19 protein-coding genes and 4 pseudogenes are annotated in these 19,157 nt (G+C 62.6%); 9 read left to right on the plus strand and 14 right to left on the minus strand.

Translation table 11 applies throughout. The annotated features are described in order from the left end of the window. Positions 1–10: 10 nt before the first annotated feature. Complete coding sequence (locus ACFZ8E_RS27245; RefSeq protein ID WP_405044586.1) at positions 11–154, minus strand: NepR family anti-sigma factor; 144 nt, start codon at positions 152–154, stop codon at positions 11–13. 430 nt (positions 155–584) lie between these two features. Here ACFZ8E_RS27245 and ACFZ8E_RS27250 point away from each other — a divergent pair, with 430 nt between their 5' ends. From ACFZ8E_RS27250 to ACFZ8E_RS27260, 3 genes are all read left to right on the plus strand, one after another. Continuing rightward, a complete protein-coding gene (locus ACFZ8E_RS27250; protein WP_405044587.1) occupies positions 585–1,178 on the plus strand; it encodes a recombinase family protein in 594 nt (197 codons plus the stop codon). A 4-nt stretch (positions 1,179–1,182) separates the two neighbouring features. Beyond that, positions 1,183–1,611: a hypothetical protein gene (locus ACFZ8E_RS27255; RefSeq protein WP_405044588.1), complete on the plus strand. Its 429-nt coding sequence runs from the start codon at positions 1,183–1,185 to the stop codon at positions 1,609–1,611. 180 nt (positions 1,612–1,791) lie between these two features. Then, positions 1,792–2,973 carry a transcriptional regulator gene (locus tag ACFZ8E_RS27260; protein ID WP_405044589.1) on the plus strand — a complete coding sequence of 394 codons (1,182 nt, stop codon included), beginning with the start codon at positions 1,792–1,794 and terminating at the stop codon, positions 2,971–2,973. A 112-nt stretch (positions 2,974–3,085) separates the two neighbouring features. Here ACFZ8E_RS27260 and ACFZ8E_RS27265 read toward each other — a convergent pair whose 3' ends face one another. The 5 genes from ACFZ8E_RS27265 to ctrA all read right to left on the minus strand — a co-directional run bounded on the left by ACFZ8E_RS27265 (position 3,086) and on the right by ctrA (position 7,979). Then, the gene (locus ACFZ8E_RS27265; protein ID WP_405044590.1) at positions 3,086–3,337 is read right to left on the minus strand and encodes an HGGxSTG domain-containing protein; all 252 of its coding nucleotides are present in this window, start codon (positions 3,335–3,337) and stop codon (positions 3,086–3,088) included. Continuing rightward, a complete protein-coding gene (locus tag ACFZ8E_RS27270) occupies positions 3,309–3,860 on the minus strand; it encodes a hypothetical protein (RefSeq protein ID WP_405044591.1) in 552 nt (183 codons plus the stop codon). Before ACFZ8E_RS27270 ends, ACFZ8E_RS27265 begins: the two co-directional genes overlap by 29 nt. Positions 3,861–4,051: 191 nt before the next feature. After that, on the minus strand, positions 4,052–4,687 hold the full coding sequence (locus ACFZ8E_RS27275) for a hypothetical protein (RefSeq protein ID WP_405044592.1): 636 nt from the start codon (positions 4,685–4,687) through the stop codon (positions 4,052–4,054). A gap of 360 nt (positions 4,688–5,047) precedes the next feature. Continuing rightward, complete coding sequence (locus ACFZ8E_RS27280) at positions 5,048–6,964, minus strand: response regulator (protein WP_405044593.1); 1,917 nt, start codon at positions 6,962–6,964, stop codon at positions 5,048–5,050. A 313-nt stretch (positions 6,965–7,277) separates the two neighbouring features. Then, on the minus strand, positions 7,278–7,979 hold the full coding sequence (ctrA, locus tag ACFZ8E_RS27285) for a response regulator transcription factor CtrA (protein ID WP_405044594.1): 702 nt from the start codon (positions 7,977–7,979) through the stop codon (positions 7,278–7,280). Positions 7,980–8,106: 127 nt separating this feature from the next. Here ctrA and ACFZ8E_RS27290 point away from each other — a divergent pair. Then, positions 8,107–8,646: pseudogene (locus ACFZ8E_RS27290) on the plus strand (MucR family transcriptional regulator). A gap of 1,396 nt (positions 8,647–10,042) precedes the next feature. Here ACFZ8E_RS27290 and ACFZ8E_RS27295 read toward each other — a convergent pair. Then, the gene (locus ACFZ8E_RS27295; protein WP_405044595.1) at positions 10,043–10,291 is read right to left on the minus strand and encodes a DUF6894 family protein; all 249 of its coding nucleotides are present in this window, start codon (positions 10,289–10,291) and stop codon (positions 10,043–10,045) included. A gap of 273 nt (positions 10,292–10,564) precedes the next feature. Here ACFZ8E_RS27295 and ACFZ8E_RS27300 point away from each other — a divergent pair, with 273 nt between their 5' ends. Genes ACFZ8E_RS27300 through ACFZ8E_RS27310 form a run of 3 tightly spaced genes read left to right on the plus strand, consistent with a single transcriptional unit; the run spans position 10,565 to position 12,392 of the window. Then, positions 10,565–11,329, plus strand: coding sequence for a Crp/Fnr family transcriptional regulator (locus ACFZ8E_RS27300; RefSeq protein WP_405044596.1), 765 nt, complete (start codon positions 10,565–10,567; stop codon positions 11,327–11,329). A gap of 2 nt (positions 11,330–11,331) precedes the next feature. After that, a complete protein-coding gene (locus tag ACFZ8E_RS27305) occupies positions 11,332–11,595 on the plus strand; it encodes a hypothetical protein (protein ID WP_405044597.1) in 264 nt (87 codons plus the stop codon). Continuing rightward, positions 11,592–12,392 carry a Crp/Fnr family transcriptional regulator gene (locus tag ACFZ8E_RS27310; protein WP_405044598.1) on the plus strand — a complete coding sequence of 267 codons (801 nt, stop codon included), beginning with the start codon at positions 11,592–11,594 and terminating at the stop codon, positions 12,390–12,392. Before ACFZ8E_RS27305 ends, ACFZ8E_RS27310 begins: the two co-directional genes overlap by 4 nt. A gap of 904 nt (positions 12,393–13,296) precedes the next feature. Here ACFZ8E_RS27310 and ACFZ8E_RS27315 read toward each other — a convergent pair. The 6 genes and pseudogenes from ACFZ8E_RS27315 to ACFZ8E_RS27340 form a co-directional block, all read right to left on the minus strand. Beyond that, positions 13,297–13,770 (minus strand): annotated as a pseudogene (locus tag ACFZ8E_RS27315) (tyrosine-type recombinase/integrase); the annotation flags it as partial. Positions 13,771–13,863: 93 nt separating this feature from the next. Continuing rightward, a pseudogene (locus tag ACFZ8E_RS27320) lies at positions 13,864–14,136 on the minus strand (site-specific integrase); the annotation flags it as partial. 157 nt (positions 14,137–14,293) lie between these two features. Continuing rightward, on the minus strand, positions 14,294–14,587 hold the full coding sequence (locus ACFZ8E_RS27325; RefSeq protein WP_405044599.1) for a hypothetical protein: 294 nt from the start codon (positions 14,585–14,587) through the stop codon (positions 14,294–14,296). Beyond that, positions 14,584–15,228, minus strand: coding sequence for an AAA family ATPase (locus ACFZ8E_RS27330; protein WP_405044600.1), 645 nt, complete (start codon positions 15,226–15,228; stop codon positions 14,584–14,586). The genes ACFZ8E_RS27325 and ACFZ8E_RS27330 overlap by 4 nt, the downstream gene beginning before the upstream one ends. A gap of 499 nt (positions 15,229–15,727) precedes the next feature. After that, positions 15,728–15,988: a hypothetical protein gene (locus ACFZ8E_RS27335; RefSeq protein WP_405044601.1), complete on the minus strand. Its 261-nt coding sequence runs from the start codon at positions 15,986–15,988 to the stop codon at positions 15,728–15,730. Positions 15,989–16,112: 124 nt separating this feature from the next. Continuing rightward, positions 16,113–16,436 carry a hypothetical protein gene (locus ACFZ8E_RS27340; protein ID WP_405044602.1) on the minus strand — a complete coding sequence of 108 codons (324 nt, stop codon included), beginning with the start codon at positions 16,434–16,436 and terminating at the stop codon, positions 16,113–16,115. A gap of 230 nt (positions 16,437–16,666) precedes the next feature. Here ACFZ8E_RS27340 and ACFZ8E_RS27345 point away from each other — a divergent pair, with 230 nt between their 5' ends. After that, the gene (locus ACFZ8E_RS27345; RefSeq protein ID WP_405044603.1) at positions 16,667–17,218 is read left to right on the plus strand and encodes a PAS domain-containing protein; all 552 of its coding nucleotides are present in this window, start codon (positions 16,667–16,669) and stop codon (positions 17,216–17,218) included. Positions 17,219–17,344: 126 nt separating this feature from the next. Further along, positions 17,345–17,629, plus strand: a pseudogene (locus ACFZ8E_RS27350) (transposase); the annotation flags it as partial. A gap of 11 nt (positions 17,630–17,640) precedes the next feature. On the opposite strand, the gene ACFZ8E_RS27355 reads toward ACFZ8E_RS27350, so the two are convergent. Next, positions 17,641–19,116 (minus strand): PAS domain S-box protein, encoded by a 1,476-nt coding sequence (locus ACFZ8E_RS27355; protein ID WP_405044605.1) that lies wholly within the window; start codon positions 19,114–19,116, stop codon positions 17,641–17,643. Positions 19,117–19,157 lie beyond the last annotated feature (41 nt).

Below are 19,157 nucleotides of genomic sequence, written 5' to 3' on the forward strand. Positions count from 1 at the left end.
TGTTGGACGATCAGTCCGTCCCACCAGCCGCATCCAACTGTGCCAGGAGTTGGTTCAGGCGGTCCGGCGGTGGCGTTGTAGGGATCTGAGCGTACATGCCCTGTAGCTTGCGTCCAAGGTGGTGCTGGATCGCGTGGGGTGATCCCGGCTGCATCCATATGACGGCCCTCTCGGGGAGAGGTTGTCCGTTCTCGTCAGTGATAGAGTCAATCCCAGCCTCAGAGGCACGTTCATTCACCTAACAGCCTCACTGGCTCCAGATCGCACAATAAGGGTGCAAACGGCCCATTTGGATTAGGTTCCTGTTAGGACGCTGAGTAATCGACACAATGCCATTGGCGCCACACCAACATGGCTCGCACCGACCACAGCATCTTCTGCTGCTCGAATGCAGACCTTAGGCTGGTTCTAATTTTTGTCCGAGAAGGGTCGATAGCAACCTGAACGACATGTCGGGTATCCGACCGTTTTCCCGACGGTCGGCATGATCGCGTCGTGGGCAGTCGGAAACAGCCTCGTTTCTGTCGGAAAACTATGACCGGTTTTCTATTGCGGATAAAACGTTCCTGTAGCACTATCCCGACATGCTCGTCGGATATGCCCGCGTTTCCACTCTCGACCAGAACCTCGACCTGCAGCGCGACGCGCTGAAAGGCGCCGGGTGCGAGAAGCTGTTTGAGGAGAAGAAATCCGGCAAGGCCGGGACCAAGCGTCCGGAGTTCGAGGCGGCGCTCGCCTACCTGCGACCCACCGACGTGCTCGTGGTGTGGAAGCTCGATCGGCTCGGCCGGTCGCTCGTCGAGATGATGCGCACCATCGATAGCCTGCGATTGAAGGAGATCCACTTCCGGTCGCTGACCGAGCAGTTCGACAGCGATACCGCTCACGGGCGTTTTGCCCTGCAGATGCACGGCGCGATGGCGGAGTACTTCCTCGACCTCAACCGCGAGCGCACGATGGAAGGGCTCAAGGCGGCCCTGGCCCGCGGGCGCAAGGGTGGCCGGCCGAAGAAGCTGACCGAGGCCGACATCGAGGTCGGTCGGGCCCTGCTGCAGTCGGGCACCATCTCGATCGCGGCGATCGCCAAGCGCCTTGGGGTGAGCCGGGACACGTTCTACAGCTACTTCCCGCAGGCCCGGGCACGCAGCCAAGCCTCGGCCGTTGGCAAGACAGGCTGAGCCGATGCCGATCCGTCCCGAGCACCGCTTCTTCTACCCGATCGGCTGGCTCCAGCTCTCAGCCACGATCCGCTTCGGACGGGCCGGTGGCGCTTGCGAAGGTTGCGGACGCCCACATGGGCGGACGGTCTACTGCTTGAGCGATGGCCGCTGGTGGGATGCTGCTGCCGGCACCTGGCGTGATGGGAAGGGACGGACACTCCCTGCCCTGCCGACGATCGAAGATCTCGGTGCGATCCGTTCGACCCACGTCGTGCTCGCCACGGCCCATCGGGACCACGACACGGCCAATAACGCAGCCGCGAACCTCACCGCGTTCTGCCAGCGCTGCCACATCAACCACGACCGGCCCGAGCACCGCCGCCGGCGCTGGCGAACCCTGTTCCGTCGGCGGGCAATGGGGGACCTGTTCCGGGGGACATATGCGCCCTGAGTTTCTGGCACGGGTCGCCGCCTCTACCAGCGCTCCTTTTTTATAGACGGGAAATAGTCCCTCCGACCGAGCCGGCAGCCGCGAGGATTTGGAGCGCCCAGAGCAGGCACCATAAACGCGGAAGTGGCCTATGGACTCCGCACCCAAGCCGCGCCAACTCTCGTTGGACTTGGAGGTCCGATGAACCGCCGGCCGCCCCTCGATCACCCCGACCTATTCCAGCAGCTAGACCAATGGGACCGCCTCCACGCCCAAGTGGCGGGCGAGGCCGAGGCCAGAGGCAGGGCTATCAGCCGAGCTCTAGAACACGAACGGCAGGCCGGACGGACGAAGCGGCCACATGGCACCTGCAAGCGCTGGAACATCAACAGGCAGCGGATCGCGGAGATCGGGAAAATCATTCGGAGCCGCCACGACGGCCCCTGCGATACCGACGATGCCGAACTCTATCTCCAAGTGGCGCTGCCCCATTTTTTGAAACTGCACTCCATCGCGGCCGACCTTCGCGTTGCCGTCGATGCCTGGACTGCTACGCTCCTGCCGGGCCTAGCGCGACACCGCGTAGTGGAGATGGTGGATGAGAGCGAAGCTCGGGAATGGCGCTTCGCTACCCATGACCAAGTGGCCCGTCTTCTCAATGTCGTGCTGACAGAACGGTCCAACCTCGGCCTTAGGACCATAGGCGCGATCGACCGCACGAAGGCGCAGAGGGCTAAGGATCGCAAGGCTCAGAACGCCAAGCACCAGCGTGCGAAGCGCACGTTAAACGGAGCCACGCCCCGCTCGAAATCCAAGGCTGCGATGAAGCCTTGGGAGGCCGATGGGGTCAGCCGATCGACATTCTATGCCCGCCAGAAAGCGGCGATGGAGGCACCGTCCATCGCACATGTCACGGAGGGCTGGACTGTTTCGTCAGCACTAGTGCGTAGCACTTACCTAGTGGTGACGGATCAGTCCGACGCAGCGGAACAGAACGATCAGGGTCCAGCGAGATCCGCCCGCCCGAGACGCAGCGTCAGCGCTGACGGGCCTTCGCCCGGTGCCAAGATGAGGGCTGTTCCCCCTGGACGTGCCGTCCCGCTGCCGCTGCCGATCGACGGTGTTTCCGAGCATCCTGATCTGATTGGCGGGTTGGGCGAGTGGCGACAGGTTGGGGCGCCACTTGCCGCCTACGAGGGCGGTGTGCTGCCTCCCGAGCTTGCCCGAGCCGTCCGCGAAGCGTTGCGGGTTCGGATGCTGACGCAGCAGGCGTTGGCGAACCAAATCGGCGTCAGCCGCCCTCAGATCGTCAACGTCCTGCGGGGTCGGTTCGGTCTGAGCCGAAGCGCGGCCTCGAACCTGATGCAGTGGCTGGCAGCGTGACCTCGGCAACTTCGGCGCCATGGCTGCGCATCGAACGTGACGAACTACGAAGGTGATGGCGTGCTGACCGATCCGTGGAGGCTTCGGTTCAGATCGTCCGTCGGATTTTGGTCTAGACGACTTCCTCGGCGCTCCGCTGCATGGCCCTGATCCAGGCACTGAGTTCGCGTCGCTCCGCCAGGGCCTCGTTCGTATAGCGCCCGTGCCTGTACATCCCGTTCGCCTTGCCTTTCGGGGCACCGGGTGAGGAACCACCGTGCATCCGACAGCGGCCATTCGGCATCGCCGGTGAACGGCATGGGCTTCCGCTTCGCGTCTTCGCTCCACAGCGAGGGCTAAGGTGCATTGAAAGAACGTTTTGCATGGGGTTGCCTTTGATTTCCTCCTGGTGCCCCACCCCCACCCATCGATGCCTCGACAGACCCGACGACGGCTTGGCCGCCCGAGTGGACGTGGACGTGCTTGACCGTGACCTTCTGCTGGCTGACCTTGCCGCGATGGCGGTTCAGTGCCTCCAGAAGCGTGACGTAGGTCCGTGAGAGTTTGTTGGCCTGGGTGAGGTTTTCCTTGCGCCCCTCGAAGGACTGCTCCGGGAGCATGGCGCGGCGGTAGCACTCCATGGCGGCAGCGTTGGCAGCGACGAGCTGCCCGGCGAGCATGCCTTCGAGTTCGTCCTGGGGCCCGATGCCGGTGAGGGCGGCGGCCATGGCAGAGACCTGCCGGTCGTGGCCCTCGGGGTCGGCGTTCTTGAGCCAGAGGGTCCCAAGGACCGAGTTGGCCAGCGTGTTGTTGAAGGCATCAGAGGCGGAGCCACCGATGGATTTGAGGCGGCCTGCGCGGTCCGCGGGATCGTCCATCACCACCGTCGTCACCTGGGTCTTCGTCATGGCCTACCTTGCTCTGAACGGAAGGCGGATAAATCCGGGCACTTGTACTAGTCTCTGATTTTTTTAGGGCCGGTCTTCTCGACCCCTCAAATCGATAAATCCTTTTTGTAGCTCGCGTTTCCGAGCACGGCTAAACAAGGTGCCTGGGGTATCCGAATAAAAAATCAGCTCCTTTTAGAAGTGCCGCCTCGTCAGGCGACAAGCGCCGAGGCTGATGTGTCTTTGGGTAGAGTGATGCGGTACCGCTCGCGGGCGGCGCGGCTGAGGTTCTCCGTTACCCCGCAGCGCTTGCCATGAACGCGCCCCTGCGGCTGGGGCCTGATGGCGAGCAGTCCGTCGCATTCCATCAGGCGGGCTGCTCCCGGCGCGGTAGACTTGAGGAGGTAGGCGAGGGCGCCGTGACGTGCCGGCATGGTCCAGCCGATCTGGTCGACGACGATGGCTTTACGGCCTAGCGGGAATGCGGATCGAGGAAGCAAGTCAGCGGCGGCGGCCGGCAGGCGTTCGGCAAGGTCGGCCGGGACGTGCAAGTGAATGTGGTCGTTTGGCTTTGCTGACGCACCTGCCGGCCGCTCGCGGACGTAGATGGCGTATAGCGCGTGCCGACCCTGGTCCGGGCTTCGCAGCCAGCGGGCGATCCGGTTGCGGTAAGCGGCTGCTGCGGACCCGTCGGCGTCGTCCTCCAGTGCGGTGCGGCTCCAATTCAAATGGATGCGGTAGAGCAGTGGGCGCCCGATCTTACCTGCGAAGGCATCCGCCGCGTAAAGCTCGCGCGCCTGACGGCCTGAGATGAAGTCCGACCAGCCACGTCGCGGACCGTAAGGCATCGAATGCCCTCCTCTCTACTGCCACCGTGTGGGCCTACATTTACGATCATAGCACGCGCGCGCGAGGACTGCACGGACCTGATTGTGACTAACCCCAGGCAGCGAAAAGGGTTTCGGCGTTGTCCGTTCGCGATTTGGGCTAATTAGGAATGTTGAAGTTTGTGATGGTACTTCAACCCTGATCCTCCCCGATCGTCCTTCAGGCGTCGGACCCAACATCCGTGTCGAGGACTGGCAGGCATGGATCGCCAATGGCCTCGGTATCGTCACGAACGGCGTGCTCTGCGTAACCGGGCCGGTGCTGACGGCAGACGAGTAGGCGGCACGGCACGTCAGGGAGCACTGAAGAAAATGACCCTCTTAAACTTGATAAGGCGCTCCTACTGCATCTTGTCCGCCAGCATCGGTCTGGCGATTGTCGAGCTTGCGCAGCTCGGTGGCAATGTCCTGTAGACTAGTGTCGCCCTTGCGCAGCACCTGATCCGCTTCGGACAGACGGTCACGCTCGGCCGCGGTGACGTCGCGCGCGCTCAGCACCACCACGGGGACTTCGGCGCAGCCGGGCAGGTCCCGCAGCCGATCGAGGAACGAGAACCCGTCCATGACCGGCATGGTCAGGTCGAGCAGCACGAGGCGCGGCACCCCATGCCGGACCTGGTCGAGCGCCTCGCTGCCGTCCCCGGCCTCGCGAACGGTCCAGCCATTGCGTTCCAGCACCGTCCGCAGCCGGTGGCGCATGTCGGCATCGTCGTCGACCACGAGCACGTCGCCGTCCGCCGCCCGGAACTGGTCCAGGATCGTTCGCAGCCGGGCCCAGTCGACGGGCTTGGGCACCGCCTCAACTGCCCCAAGCGAGGCACTCAGCGCCGCGTCGGCGACGAAGCTGACCATGACCACCGGGATGCCGGCGGTCTCCGGGTCGGCCTTTAGGGCGGCCAGCACCGACCATCCGTCCATCTCGGGCATCATCACGTCGAGGAGGATTGCACGTGGCCTAAGCGACTTGGCGAGGTCGAGCCCGGTGCGCCCGTCCCCCGCGGTGCGGACCGCGAAGCGCTGACGTTCGAGGAACCGGGTCATCAGCTCGCGCTGGTTGGCCTCGTCGTCGATGACCAGCACGAGGTCGCCCACCATCATCTGGCTCTCGGGTGCCACCGGTGCCGCCTCGACGGCCTGCTCGGGGGCCACCGCCGGGACACGTAGGGTGAAGCTCGTCCCCTCGCCCTCGACGCTGTTGACGGTGATGTCGCCACCGAGCAACTGGGCGAAGGCGCGGCTCAGCGCCAGCCCGAGGCCGGTGCCACCATAGTTGCGGGTGGTGCTCTCGTCGGCCTGGGTGAAGCGCTCGAACAGGCGCCCGACCTGCTCCGCGTTCATGCCGATGCCGGTGTCCTGCACCGTGAACCGAAGGCAGTCGCCGGCCATGTTGACCTCCCGGACCGCCGTCAGCGTGATGGTGCCGCCCTCGGTGAACTTGGCGGCGTTCGAGAGCAGGTTGAACACGCATTGGCGCAGCTTGGTCGCGTCCGTGCGCGCTTGGCCGACGTCACTGGCGACGTCCAGGACAAGGACGTTGCCCTTCTTGGCGACCAGCGCTTCCACCGTACCGGCGGCGTCCGTGACGAAGGCGGCGACGTCGATGTCCTCGGGGTAGAGTTCCATCTTCTCTGCCTCGACCTTCGATAGGTCGAGGACGTCGTTGATTAGCCCGAGCAGGTGCTGGGCGTTCGACTTGATCTTGCCGAGGTCCTTCAGGAGGCTGTCCTGGCCGAGTTCCTCCGCCTCCTCTTCGAGCATCTCTGAATAGCCGATCACTGCGGACAGCGGCGTGCGCAACTCGTGGCTCATATTGGCCAGGAACCGGCTCTTAGCGCGGCTGTGCTCCTCGGCAGCCTCTTTCGCGGCCTCGGCCCGAGCATTAGCAGCGGTCAATTCCGACTGGTTGCTAACCAGGGTGCGGTTCGCACCGTCAAGGCGCTCCAGCGTCGCCTCGTTCTGCACAACGGACCGACGCAACGAGTCGCAGATCCAGATCATGATGGTGCCAACTAACGCGTACTGACACAGGAGTGAGACATCGATACCGTCGAGGCTCCCATCCCGCGTGTAGAACCAGGTGGCGATCAGGGTGGAGAGGGTGAGGACCAGCACTCCGGCTCCTCGGCCAAAGGCGAGGCTCACAGCCAGAAGAACGGGAATGTAAAGGAGGAAGGGGGCGATATAAGCCGGCGCCAGGAAGCGCACGAACGTCGTGATCGCGACGAGCAGCAACGACACGCCGTAGCGGATGCCCGGCGATGGGCGGTGTCGGGCGATGGTTCCGATCAGTCTATGCAAGCTGCTCATCGCTGAGGAGTGTCACGACACGTCCGTATCGCAAAGCCATTGCATCGACGGCACGAAAATCGAGTGGGTTCATGTGGACCGCCACGCGATGGTCCTATTCTATCTCGTTGGATCTAAACGCTGTTGGACCAAACCCATCTGCATCGTTGAGCGCCAAAGCCGGGAGCCGGAGCGCGGCGGCTATCGTGCGGTGCAAGGCGGATCAGGTTCGTGGCAGGCAACATGAAGCTTGTGGATTGACGCTTCAGCTCGCCATAGCCCGCATCTCGGGCTCACCTTCACGAAGCACGTAGCCGCGGCCCCAGACGGTCTCGATGTAGTTCTTGCCCCCGCTTGCGTTGGCGAGCTTTTTTCGCATTTTGCAAATGAACACGTCGATGATCTTCACCTCCGGCTCGTCCATGCCGCCGTAGAGATGGTTGAGGAACATCTCCTTGGTGATCGCCGTCCCCTTCCGCAGAGCAAGGAGTTCCAGCATCTGGTACTCCTTGGTCGTGAGATTGATCGAGGTTCCAGCGATCTGGACGAACTTTTTGTCGATGTTGACCGTGAGATCATCGATCGTGACGACGGCCTCTGCATGCCCCTGCGACCGGCGCACGATCGCGTGGATGCGAGCCACGAGCTCGTCCTTGTGGAACGGCTTGGTGAGGTAATCGTCGGCACCAAAGCCGAGGCCCTTCACCTTGTCCTCGATGCTGGCCATGCCCGACAGGATCAGGATCGGCGTCTTGACCCTGGCGAGGCGGAGCTTCCTGAGCACCTCGTACCCCGACATGTCGGGCAGGTTCAGATCGAGCAGGATGATGTCGTAATCGTAGAGCTTGCCGAGATCGACACCTTCGTCACCGAGATCGGTGGTGTAAGTCACGAACCGCTCGGATTTGAGCATCAGTTCGATGCTCTCCGCCACCGACGCATCATCCTCGACCAACAGAACGCGCATCGTCCAACCCCGAAAAATCTAAGAAACTCCTAATGCGATATCCCTAACAAAAGCTTGACGCTTGATTTGGCAAATCGTTATGCAGAGCGATAGGTAATCCAAGGGTAATAACATGGCTGATGGTGCGATGCTCGTTTCGGGGCGCAATGAGCTTGAAATGACGGCCGACCTCGTCGCCGCTTACGTCTCGAACAACAACGTGCCTGTCGCCGAACTGGCGGCCCTGATTGCCAGGGTTCATACCGCGCTTACCGGGCTCAGCAAGGAAACCGTGCCAGAGCTGACTGGTCCCGAGAAGCCGACGCCTGCACAGATCCGCAAATCAATCACCCCCGACGGCATGGTCAGCTTCGAGGATGGCAAGACCTACAAGACGATGAAGCGCCACCTCACGCTTCGCGGGCTCACACCGGAGAGCTACCGTGCGAAGTATGGCCTGCCGTCTGACTACCCCATCGTATCGGCCGCCTACTCCGCCAAGCGGTCCGAGCTGGCGCGCTCACTCGGCCTTGGCCAGCTGCGGCGCAAGGCAGCCGCTTAGGCTGTTGATACGGGAGAAACGATCCCCGAGGCGTCCAAGACCCGTAGTCGGAAGCCCAAGGCCGTAAAAGCCTTTGAGGCGGCTCCGAAGGCCCGCGGCCGGAAGAAGGTCGCCGAGACGGCCTGAGGCCGCTCAGCGCCCCGTTTCGGCACACCGCGGCATCCAACGCGGTGATGTGCTTCTAACCGAGTCCTGCCATCCTACCCCCGGGCCGAGTTGCGTATCGGCCTTGCTGGTGAGAACCGGGGGGCCTCTCGTCCCGTAAACAGATCAGGGCGGTGCCGAACCGCTACCAGCCTCAGCTACCTCGCTAGCTCTTGGCGAAGTCGTCTGGCATCTCACCGAACGGCCCGAGGATCGTCGCGTTTTCCAGCTCACCGGTCTCATCGTCGGCGACGATCTTGAGCGCGGCGGTGTCAGGCATCAAACCAGCTATGGTCTCGGTCCGCCTGTAAAGCTACGGCTAAGGCAACGTTCCTTTAACCACGTCCCGCCAGGTTGCCCTCAGCGACCGGCTAATGGCCGAGCGCCGGCAGAGCAGCACCGCCTGGGGGGGCACGGTGCGGCCTCGCCGGCGCCGTCGCGAACCACTCAGCGCCGAGCCGAATTACCTTCGCTCTCGTTTTGAGCGAAGAGCCCAGCATGGCCAACGATCCAGAGGGCACAGAGACCGGTGAAGGCGTAGCGTGGCGGTCGTCCTACCTGGGCGTCCTGTCTCTCGATGATGACCAATCGAGCATCGTCACCATTGACGCCCCCAACGATGAGGACGCGCTCGCGCTTATGAATTGGATCGCTGAGGGCCGTGCGTTCGAGCTTTGGAACGGTCGCGCATGGATTGGCCAGTCCCCCCTACGATAGCCCTCCGACCTCAAGCAGAGCGACGGTGCTTAGGCTTCGGATTATCGACAAGTGACGTGCGTCGTCACGGTCAGGTCGCCGCGTTGGGATGCGGTGAAGATGTACCGCAGTAGGCTCTTGGGATCAGCGGGCATCCAGTGTGCATCCGTCGATGCGTCAGCCTGTGCTTCACAGGAGTCGTGTAGCGCCCCATGATCGACACTGCCCCATGGCAGATCGGGCATCGTTTCGGAGCCAAACGGTACTTTCCCCTTGCATCAGCAAGGCTCATAGGCATCCAGACGCCGTCGATCTTGGCCTCGCATTTCGGTTCGACAGTCTTCGGCATCTCGTTGTCGTGCCACGGCAGTTGCCAGCCCGCCAGTACACCTACTGCGCATCGTCCGCGCCTACCATCAGCACGGTCGCGCCAAGCCGGCTCCGGTCGAGACGCTACGCGGTGGAGCGCTTATCTACTTGGGCAACGCGCATCTAGACTTCAAATGAAAGTTCTGTCCAAGCGAGCACAGGTCACAGGGCATCGGCTCTGCGCTGCTGTCGAGATAAACCTCATTCGCCGCGGTTGCCTGCCCCCTGCGTTCAAACGAGCCAGCGCCCGCCGCGTGGCGGAGATCGCGTCGGCGAGATCGTTTGAAAGCTCGCCGCGAGGGGTACACCTTGACTATAAAACAGGCGCTTTGAGGAGGAAGCCGGTCAGGCTGAGATCGAGACGGAGGATCAGGAGGCCCTGCTCATCCATGACCTCCATGTGCCACGGCTTTCCACCCAACAGCTGCTCTGCCTTTGCTTTGAAGAGTTCCCCGGCAAAGCGAATTGCTTCGACGCCAGCAACGCGCATGCTCACCAGCTCAATCCCCTCGTTGTCTAGACTGTCGACGCCATCGTAAACGTTAAAATAATACCGAGGCATTCCACCCTCCGCAGGTTCGGGCGGAAGCGAATTGCGCTCACGATCGCCAAGGAGTTGAGCGTATCAGATAAGGTTGACGATCAACATACCAAAATGATTGATTATTTCATTTCATTATCACATGCCTGATTGGCAGGTAGTCCTATACGTGGAGCATTGAAGGGTTGATAAAAGGCCATTTTTTGGAACTTAATCTTATAAATTATCAAATGATGAAACGCAAGGTACGGTTTGGATATATGTTTGTCCCGATCGAACCCACGTCGAGGCGTGATGCACCATGCACTGACCCGGAAGCTGAAAGGCTTCGAGGACTTGTCGGATGAGGATTGCCGGGCCCTGGATGGCCTGGTGCCACGCATCCGGCAGGTCGGTGCACGGGTCGATCTGATCCAGGAGGGTGACGAACCCGAGAACGTTCATCTGATCCTCGATGGCCTTGCTTGCCGCTACAAAGTGCTGCCGGGCGGCAAACGCCAGATCATGAGCCTCATGGTTCCAGGGGACTTCTGCGATCTGAACGTGTTCATTCTCGATCAGATGGACCACAACATCGGTACGATCTCCGCGTGTCAGGTCGTAGACATACCCCGTCGGGCCATCGAGGAGATCACCGAGTCCCATCCGCAGATCACGCGGGCCTTCTGGTGGTGCGCCCTCGTCGATGAGGCAGTGCTGCGCGAATGGCTGGTCAACCTCGGTGGCCGTGCCCCGGAGCAGCGTATCGCACACCTCCTCTGCGAACTGCTGGTCCGTCTCGATGCGGTCGGTAAGGTCACGAACGACAGCTACGCCTTCCCCTTCACGCAGGCCGAGCTTGCCGACGCGATGGGCCTTTCTGCTGTCCACGTGCACCGCACGCTGCGAGAGCTTCGTGACCTCGGCATGATCACGATCAAACAGCGCGTTCTGACGATCCACGACCCTGAGAAGCTGAAGGCATTCTGCCGGTTCACGCCGAACTACCTCCACCTCAAGAACACCCGCTGGGGCGCACGCCGGAGCGAGCCATGGCTGAACCAGCTCCGGGGAGGTTAGGCATGCATACGCACGACAACGTCGAGACGTTGCTCGTGCTGCAGCCGATCGCTGTCGACACTGGCAGTCCGGATCAGGAGGGACGGCTGGTTCTGGCCAACGGCCTGCTGATTGCCGTGCTGGTGCGCCTCGATACCCCCGACCACGAGGTAGGCAGCGGCTGGTTCGTGGAGGCTTCCTTCGGCCGGCTTTTTGGGATCTCGGCGCCGATCTTCGCCACGCTGGAGGAGGCAACGCGATGGCTGCGCCAGCACCGGAAAGCATGACCGAGGCAGAGACGTCGCAAGCCCGCCTTCTCTCGGATGACGCGATCCTGTTCCCGGCGAGCCGACGCACAACCTCGAACCCGCTGATCCTCAAACTCGAACACGCCTGCGTTCTTGACGAGACCGACAGAGCCACGCTGCTGAACCTGTCGGCTACGCCCCAGCAGGTCGAGGCGGATTGCGATCTCTGTCGTGAGGGAGATCGCCCTGAGACCGTGCATCTCGTGGTCGAAGGCCTTGCGTATCGCTACAAGATCCTGCCCGACGGCAAGCGCCAAATCCTGAGCCTGCTGCTCCCGGGGGACTTCTGCGACCTGCACGTGGCGATCCTGGCGCGGCGCGACCACAGCATCGGCACGTTCACACCCTGCGAGGTGGCGGCGATCCCCCGCGCGACGATTGTCGACCTGATCACGACACGGCCTCATATCGCACACGCCTTCTGGTGGGCCACCCTCGTTGACGAGGGGATCATGCGCGAGTGGATGGCCAGCATGGGCCAGCGACAAGCGGCCAAGATGGTGGCGCATCTCTTTTGCGAACTGCTGGTCCGCCTGCAGGCTATCGGGCGTGCGACGGCGAACAGCTACGAGCTACGGATGACGCAGAACGAGCTTGCAGACGTGTTCGGGATTACAGTCGTGCATCTCAACCGAACGCTGCGCGATCTGCGCGCCCAAGAGCTGATCGTGCTGAAAAGTGGGCGGCTAGACATCCCTGACGTCGCGCGTCTCAAAGCCTTCTGCTGCTTCAACTCGAACTACTTGCACTTGGATCTTCGTCCGCCGGAGGCCTAACAGGCTGCGCCGTGATCGGCGTTGAGGGCAGCGACCGATGCACGGACTTACGATCGCGGATTGGACAGGCGCACGGTACCGACATGTGCAACTTTTTCAGCCTCGACAAGGGCCAGGGCGAGATCCGCATCAATGACCGCGGATGGTCGGCGGAAACGCTCTGAGAGCGGCAGTGCCCGCAATCCGACGTACCCGTGATATGACCAAGCAGGAAGCTTCGTCTGCCCCCTCCCGCTCTGCGTCCATCTCCAACTCAACCAAGCGGTTGAACAAAAGCGCGTCCTGCGTGATAGCTGCTGACGATGCGTCCTCGGAGAGGACAACGATAAGCTTGCGCATAAAGCGGCAAGAAATCGATGGCGACCAGGCTGCCATTGAAATACCCGATATTCGCCCGCTGAAGTGAGCAACATAATCAGTAATTGTTATAATTCGCCATCATTTGATGACTTTTCCTCGTTGCGATCGTGATCGTCTCTGAATATTGTTTTTACATAGGGCATGCCGCGCCATGCATGGGAGTCTTCCGCAAGGTCGAGTGATGTTTCGTGGCCGTGGCCAAGCCTTCGTCTACGGCACACGGATCGTCGTGAAGCTCTGTCCGATCTGCTCTCGGTGGAACGCACCGAAGGCGGCAGAAAATGGCCATTGTGGGTGGTGCGCCTACGTTCCCCTACACTCAGATGTGGTGCCAGTCGCAAGGACGGGACCCAGCAAGTTTTGACGCCGCATGGGCATCTTCTGCTTCGCGGCAGCTTCTGTAACTCAAGGAACGATTGGTCTCAGGGAAGGCTGTGTTTTCATCTGAACGCTTGCCTATAGGAACCCGCTCCCCGAGTGCACCTCAAAGCGTTTGCCCGCCTCAGACCCCTAGGAACCGAGCCGAGCTTTCCGAGGGGCGGGCATGTAGGTAGCGCCCCGTCGTCGCTACGCTGGCGTGCCCGAGCGTCGCTTGAACGAGATGGATCGGCGCCCCGCGGTCTAGGCTGTGCGATGCGTGTGCGTGCCGAAGCCAATGCGCCGAGACCTCAGCCGGCAACCCGGCCCGAGCTACAGCCGCCTTAACCACGCGATGCACGGCGCTCGGGTCGAGAGCCCCACCCTTCCGCGACAGGAACACAGGGGCGTCCGGTCCAGCCCCGCCACGCAGGGCGGCCAGTATCTTCCACGTCGCGGCCGACAGCAGCACCGCCCGTGTCTTGCCGCCCTTGCCGAAGATCGTCGCTTGCCCGGCCTCGTCGCGCGCCGAGAGGTCGCGCCAGCGCAGCCCGCACACTTCCGAGATCCGTAGGCCCCCGCCGTAGAGCACCGTCAGGAGCACGCGGTTCCGCATGTCCGGTTCCTGCCGGATCATCAGTAGCGCGTCGGCTTCCGACATGATGCGCTCAGCCAGCGTGTTCTTGATCGGCGGCACCTTCACAGCTGCACCGATGTTGAACCGGAGGAACCCGACCTCCTGGGCGAACGTGAACAGGCTCTTGAGCGCCGAGGCCGCGAGAGCGACGGTTGCCGACGATCCGTCCCGGCTGGCAACGTAATCCTGTAGGTCGCCGATCCGAACCGACCCGAGTGGCTTGCCGACGTGCGCCAGGAAGCGCCGGGCCTCCCGCTCATAATTCCGGCGGGTGTTCGGGCTCGCGGATCGCGCCAGCCAGAGCCGGACCATCTGCGCGTCGTCGTCGGCTTGCGTCGGAGGCAGCGTCGGCGAGACAGGCTCGATGACCGGGATGAGGGCCGTACTCATGCCTGAGACCTCTAACGCAAGATAATGTCACTTGTCTTGCGTTCGTAGACCATGCCCGAATGCCGCGTCGCACACAACCTTGAAATGCTATAATGCTGCAATGCTACAGCGCTGTAATCCGGTGACGCTAAAGCGCTTTCATGCGACGGCGCTACGCCTACCGCTTCCGTTCTGGCTTCAACGCATCGACCGATGGGTGGCCGTGACGCTGCAAGGCCGCGTCGATCCCTTCCATGATGACATCATGCACCTTCACGTCGCGGGTGAACGCGATCTCGCGCAGGCGCCGATGGACCTCCTTCGGGAGGTAGACAGACGTATGCACCACGTCGGGCCGTGGCTTCCGACCGACGGATGGACTCTCAGCTTCTGCCGCCGTGTCGGAGACAGGGGCGGCAGACGAGGCGCCGGGGAGGCTCAGGCCGCCGATCAGCGAGGGTCGCTTGCTCATGCCTTGCCACCCTTCATCTTGCGATCGGCCCAGCTCCAAAGGGCGCGGATCTCGTCGGCCGCTTTTCCCTCGGGCGCGAATTCGGTCACGCCCTGCCCCGCTGCAATCGCGTCCTGATGGTCGGCGCGCTGCGTTAGTGTCGGCTCTGCCAACACGCCGAAGATCCCCAAGCCGTTTGCAGCCTCGGTTGCACGGGTCGATCGTCCTGCGGGGCACTGGTTCAGGACGAAGGCGAACCGCTCGCGCATCCCTAAGCGCATCAAGGTCTCAATTGTCGGCATCGTGGCTTGAAGGTCGAGCCGCGACGGACGCGCCGGCACCAAGGCGAGGTCGGCCGCCTGCATGGCGAGGTTCCCGCCTGTCGAGGACACGCCAGCCGTGTCGAGGATCGCAAGCGTGAAGCCTTGAGCCTTTAACGCCGCAAGGATTGCCGGCAACTCGCCGAGCCGATCGGGTCCGAGCTTATCGACGGCTGGCGCATCTGCGGTGCGGGTGTCGCCCCAGGCCGCAAGAGAGCCTTGCGGATCGAGGTCGAGGGCAACGACACGTTCTCCGGCCTCACTCGCGGTGACGGCCAGGGATGCGCCGATCGTCGTTTTGCCGACGCCGCCTTTTTGGGTAACGAGGGTGATCGTTCGCATGTCCGACTCGCGTTGCAAAAACGCCGTAGCAGGAAAGCGCTACAGTTCGAAAGCGCGATCCTGCTATCACGCCAGAGCATCGAAGCAGTGTAGCGCTACAGCATCATAGGGGCGTCATGCTGCTGGTGAGGCGAGAGCTTGCGCTTTGGGCCTAGCGGATGCCTGCGTCGCGATAAGTGCCATGCTACTGCGAGCCGGGCGCAGTCGTAGGGGCCCGCACCGCGACGGGATTGAAGTGTGACGGACCAGAGCCACCCCTACGTCGTTCGAGGCGTTTCGAACAACGGCACCGTCACCTACAATTGCTCGACGCCCGAATGGGCCGTGCGCAAGCTCCGCGACATGATCGAGAGTAAATTATCTGACGTGACGATCACGGGACCGGACGGACAAGCGCTAAGCCTGACAGACCTTGAAGCCCTATCGAACGAGGCGGCCGTTCCCAAGCCTAGCGCCCAAGCCTCCCGAGCCTGATTGCAGCCAGCCAGCTACATCGCACTCAGTTCCGCAACCCTAGGGGGGAAGAGGGGGTGATACTGCCCTCGAATTGCTTATTCTCGCCGCGATGCCACGTCCTTCCTGCCAGCACTCTACCAACTGTCAGGCCGTCGGTCGCGGCGGCCCCTGTCGCCGATGCGATGCCGATACAATCGCCCGGCGGGCCGTAGCGCTTCGCGAGCGTATCCAGGCGAACCGCGCCGAGGGCTTGCCGCTGTACGCTCTGCGTGTCGCGATCACTCCAGAGGATCACCAGGAGCATCGAGTCTCAACGGCATCATTGACCCGCTACCATGTCGAGTAACCCCGCACCGGCAGCGTGTAGCATCAGCGCTGAGCCCAGCCGGAGCACTGCTGTCGCTTCCCAACCCTGGATGCCACCAGCCTCATTTCCCCGCAGCTATCGCCTGCACACGTGCTAGAATTCTGCGACGTTCCTCGGGATCAGAAATGCTCAGGAATGCGTGGAGAAGCGCCGCGCATTCGCCGTCTTGGCTGCCATGATCCTCTGTCTGCCCCACGGGCTTGGCCGCCTTGATGGCGTTCTGCGGCTGATACAGAGCGGCCGGGGGCACCTGAAGCGCGTCGGCGATGCGCTGCAGGGATGTGATCTTGGTCGCGTGACCCGCTGACAGAGGATGCCCGACGGCATCACCCTCTTGCAGGTCGGCGTTTAACGGCTTGTCGGGAGGCGGCGACTTCGATCCCATGGCTCTCCCCGTATGGGCGTTCGAGGTACCTTTTACGGCGCTGCTGATACAATTGCACCTTGAAGCAGAATTGCAAACACGCCACGGTTGTCGTCAAATGAGAAAATTGCCTTGAAGTTGTATCTGCAGCGCAGATACAAGGATGCGTTGTTGGGCTGGAAGGGGTATCTGCAGTGCCAAAACCCAAAGCTCCCTGCGGTCAGACCAGCCCGGAAGCCTTCCAGACCGCGTTGGACGCCCTGGATGTGATCGGACGCTGGGACTGGGACGCGACCACCGACCAGGTTCGCGTCGATGCGTTCGTGGCGCTGCTTTTCAATGTCGATCCAGAGGAGGCCAAGGAGGGTCTGCCGCTCTCGTTCTTCATTGACGGCGTCCACCCTGACGACCGAAATGGGGTTCTAGTTCTGATCCGTGACAGCGCACGCAAGAGCAGCGCATATCTAGCCGAATACAGAGTGATCTCCGTTGATGGTCGGACGCGCTGGGTGCTCGCGCGCGGTCGCTTCACTGGGGACCACCACGGCCGGCCGCAAGTCGGTTCCGGCATTCTCATCGACATCACGCAGATGCGGGTGAGTGAGGGCACATTCGGCGGCGCCGATAGCCGGACCGAGGACACGCTGCTGGACCGTGCGGCCGGCCTTGCCATTGCGGCTCAGGAGGCGATCATTGACCTGCAGGACCCACAACTGAAGGTGTTCGCGGACGCCCTGCTGATGGAGCTGGGGCGCCGGCTGGCCCGCGAGGAGGTTCTCGACCGCCGCAAGCGCATGAACTGAGCTGGTCGTCTCAGACCCCGTTTCATAATGGGCAGAACAGCTTAGCTATTGGGTGAGCGGCCAGCATCGCGGGCGTTGGGAGAGTGTCTGACGCTCACCCAGGAACCCCGATGTGGACGCCCGCCGATCTGCGATCGGCCCGCCGCCCGCGCCGAGCTTGCGCGCGAGAGCCTGCCCTACGCAACCAATCTGAGCGATGCCGAGTGGGCGGTGCTTGCGCCGCTTCTGCCTGCGCCGTCCAGCACAGGCCGCCCATGGCGCCGGCCCCTGCGCGCGGTCTTCGACGGCATCCTGTACGTCCTGCGGACAGGATGCGCGTGGCGGCATCTGCCGCTGGACTTCCCGCCGTGGAGCACGGTGCATCGCTGGTTCTTGCGTCTCTCGCAGACAGGCGTGTTCGAGCGCCTCGCTTAGGAGCAGTGTCAGGCAGCCGCCTGTGAAGCTTGGCGCACCTGACGGGTTGCAACATCGACCTGCTCGCTCGCTCGGGCGATGTCTTCCATACTGCTGGCAATCGTCGTGACGCCGTGCGCAGCCGTCTGCATGCTGCCCGACATCTCCCGCGTCACCGCGGACTGTTCCTCGACTGCAGCGGCGATGGCACCCGACACCTCGTCGAGCGAGCGGATCGTTGCCTGGATCGAGCCGATGGCGTCCACGGCCTCGCGCGCAGCGGTCTGAGTTGCTGCAATCTGCCCGCGGATCTGATCGGTCGCCTTGGCCGTCTGCTCGGCCAGCGCCTTCACCTCGGACGCCACCACGGCGAAGCCTTTGCCGGCCATGCCGGCGCGTGCCGCCTCGATGGTGGCGTTGAGCGCTAAAAGGTTGGTTTGACCGGCAATGCCTTGGATCAGCGTCACGACATCGCCGATCTGCGCAGCCTGGTCGCTCAAGCCGGCGACGATGGTGCCCGTGCGCTGTGCCTGATCGACCGCCTGTCCCGCCATCCGCGCGGCATGGCTGACCTGTTGGCTGATCTCGCCGACCGAGGCCGACAGCTCTTCGGCGCCCGAGGCGACAGACTGAATGTCGTTCGATACCTGCCCAACCGTGCCGGCGGCCTCCACCGTCTGGCGGGTTACGTTCTCGACCGCCTGACCGATCGCGTCGAGGTCGGTGCCAATCGCGTGCTGCGCTTCGACTCGACGCTGCCGCTCATGCACCTGAGCCGTGATGTCGGTCGCGAACTTCACCACCTTGAATGGGATGCCATCCCGGTCACTGATCGGATTGTAGGTGGCTTGGATCCAGATTTCCCGACCGCCCTTGGCGATCCGTCGGAACTCGCCCGATTTGAACTTGCCCTGTCCAAGCTCGGCCCAGAAGCCGCGATAGGCTTCCCCCGTCCGCTCGTTGGCATCAACGAACAGGCTGTGATGACGCCCGCGGATCTCGTCGAGCCGGTAGCCTACTGCAGCGAGGAAGTTGACGTTGGCCGTCAGGACAGTGCCGTCGAGGGCGAACTCGATGACCGCTTGCGAACGATCGAGGGCAGCAAGTTGGCCCTCCTGGTCAATCGCATGCTGGACCTGCGCCGTGATGTCTGATGCGAATTTGACGATCTTACTGACGCGGCCGGCGCGGTTGAGAACCGGGCTGTAGGTTGCCCGGATCCATACCTCACGGCCGTCCTTGGCAACGCGCTTGAACTCGTGGGTCTGCGCCTCACCCCGGCGCAACGCGTCCCAGAACGCACGATAGGCCGGCGCGTCGCGTTCCGTCGGAGTTACGAGGCTGCGGTGGTTCTGGCCCTTCAACTCGCCAAGCGTGTAGCCGACAAGGTCAAGGAACTTGACGTTGGCCTCCAGAATGGTGCCGTCGGGGGCGAACGCGATGCGAGCGTGCGAACGATCGATGCTGTCGAACAACGCACGTAGAGGGGTAGCGAACAAACTCACAGGCAAGTTCCTAACTAGCAGATTATCAGCATCTATTTCAA

Source organism: Methylobacterium sp. HMF5984 (genome assembly GCF_045033435.1).
Classification (GTDB): Bacteria; Pseudomonadota; Alphaproteobacteria; order Rhizobiales; family Beijerinckiaceae; genus Methylobacterium.

Coding starts and splice junctions, on each gene's coding strand:
- ACFZ8E_RS27340 (WP_405044602.1), bottom strand. CDS start 16,436: ATGGGATCGAAGTCGCCGCCTCCCGACAAGCCGTTAAACGCCGACCTG.
- ACFZ8E_RS27330 (WP_405044600.1), bottom strand. CDS start 15,228: ATGCGAACGATCACCCTCGTTACCCAAAAAGGCGGCGTCGGCAAAACG.
- ACFZ8E_RS27255 (WP_405044588.1), top strand. CDS start 1,183: ATGCCGATCCGTCCCGAGCACCGCTTCTTCTACCCGATCGGCTGGCTC.
- ACFZ8E_RS27325 (WP_405044599.1), bottom strand. CDS start 14,587: ATGAGCAAGCGACCCTCGCTGATCGGCGGCCTGAGCCTCCCCGGCGCC.
- ACFZ8E_RS27245 (WP_405044586.1), bottom strand. CDS start 154: ATGCAGCCGGGATCACCCCACGCGATCCAGCACCACCTTGGACGCAAG.
- ACFZ8E_RS27260 (WP_405044589.1), top strand. CDS start 1,792: ATGAACCGCCGGCCGCCCCTCGATCACCCCGACCTATTCCAGCAGCTA.
- ACFZ8E_RS27335 (WP_405044601.1), bottom strand. CDS start 15,988: ATGCTCCTGGTGATCCTCTGGAGTGATCGCGACACGCAGAGCGTACAG.
- ACFZ8E_RS27265 (WP_405044590.1), bottom strand. CDS start 3,337: ATGCAAAACGTTCTTTCAATGCACCTTAGCCCTCGCTGTGGAGCGAAG.
- ACFZ8E_RS27295 (WP_405044595.1), bottom strand. CDS start 10,291: ATGCCTCGGTATTATTTTAACGTTTACGATGGCGTCGACAGTCTAGAC.
- ACFZ8E_RS27300 (WP_405044596.1), top strand. CDS start 10,565: ATGCACCATGCACTGACCCGGAAGCTGAAAGGCTTCGAGGACTTGTCG.
- ACFZ8E_RS27250 (WP_405044587.1), top strand. CDS start 585: ATGCTCGTCGGATATGCCCGCGTTTCCACTCTCGACCAGAACCTCGAC.
- ACFZ8E_RS27270 (WP_405044591.1), bottom strand. CDS start 3,860: ATGACGAAGACCCAGGTGACGACGGTGGTGATGGACGATCCCGCGGAC.
- ctrA (WP_405044594.1), bottom strand. CDS start 7,979: ATGCGCGTTCTGTTGGTCGAGGATGATGCGTCGGTGGCGGAGAGCATC.
- ACFZ8E_RS27275 (WP_405044592.1), bottom strand. CDS start 4,687: ATGCCTTACGGTCCGCGACGTGGCTGGTCGGACTTCATCTCAGGCCGT.
- ACFZ8E_RS27310 (WP_405044598.1), top strand. CDS start 11,592: ATGACCGAGGCAGAGACGTCGCAAGCCCGCCTTCTCTCGGATGACGCG.
- ACFZ8E_RS27305 (WP_405044597.1), top strand. CDS start 11,332: ATGCATACGCACGACAACGTCGAGACGTTGCTCGTGCTGCAGCCGATC.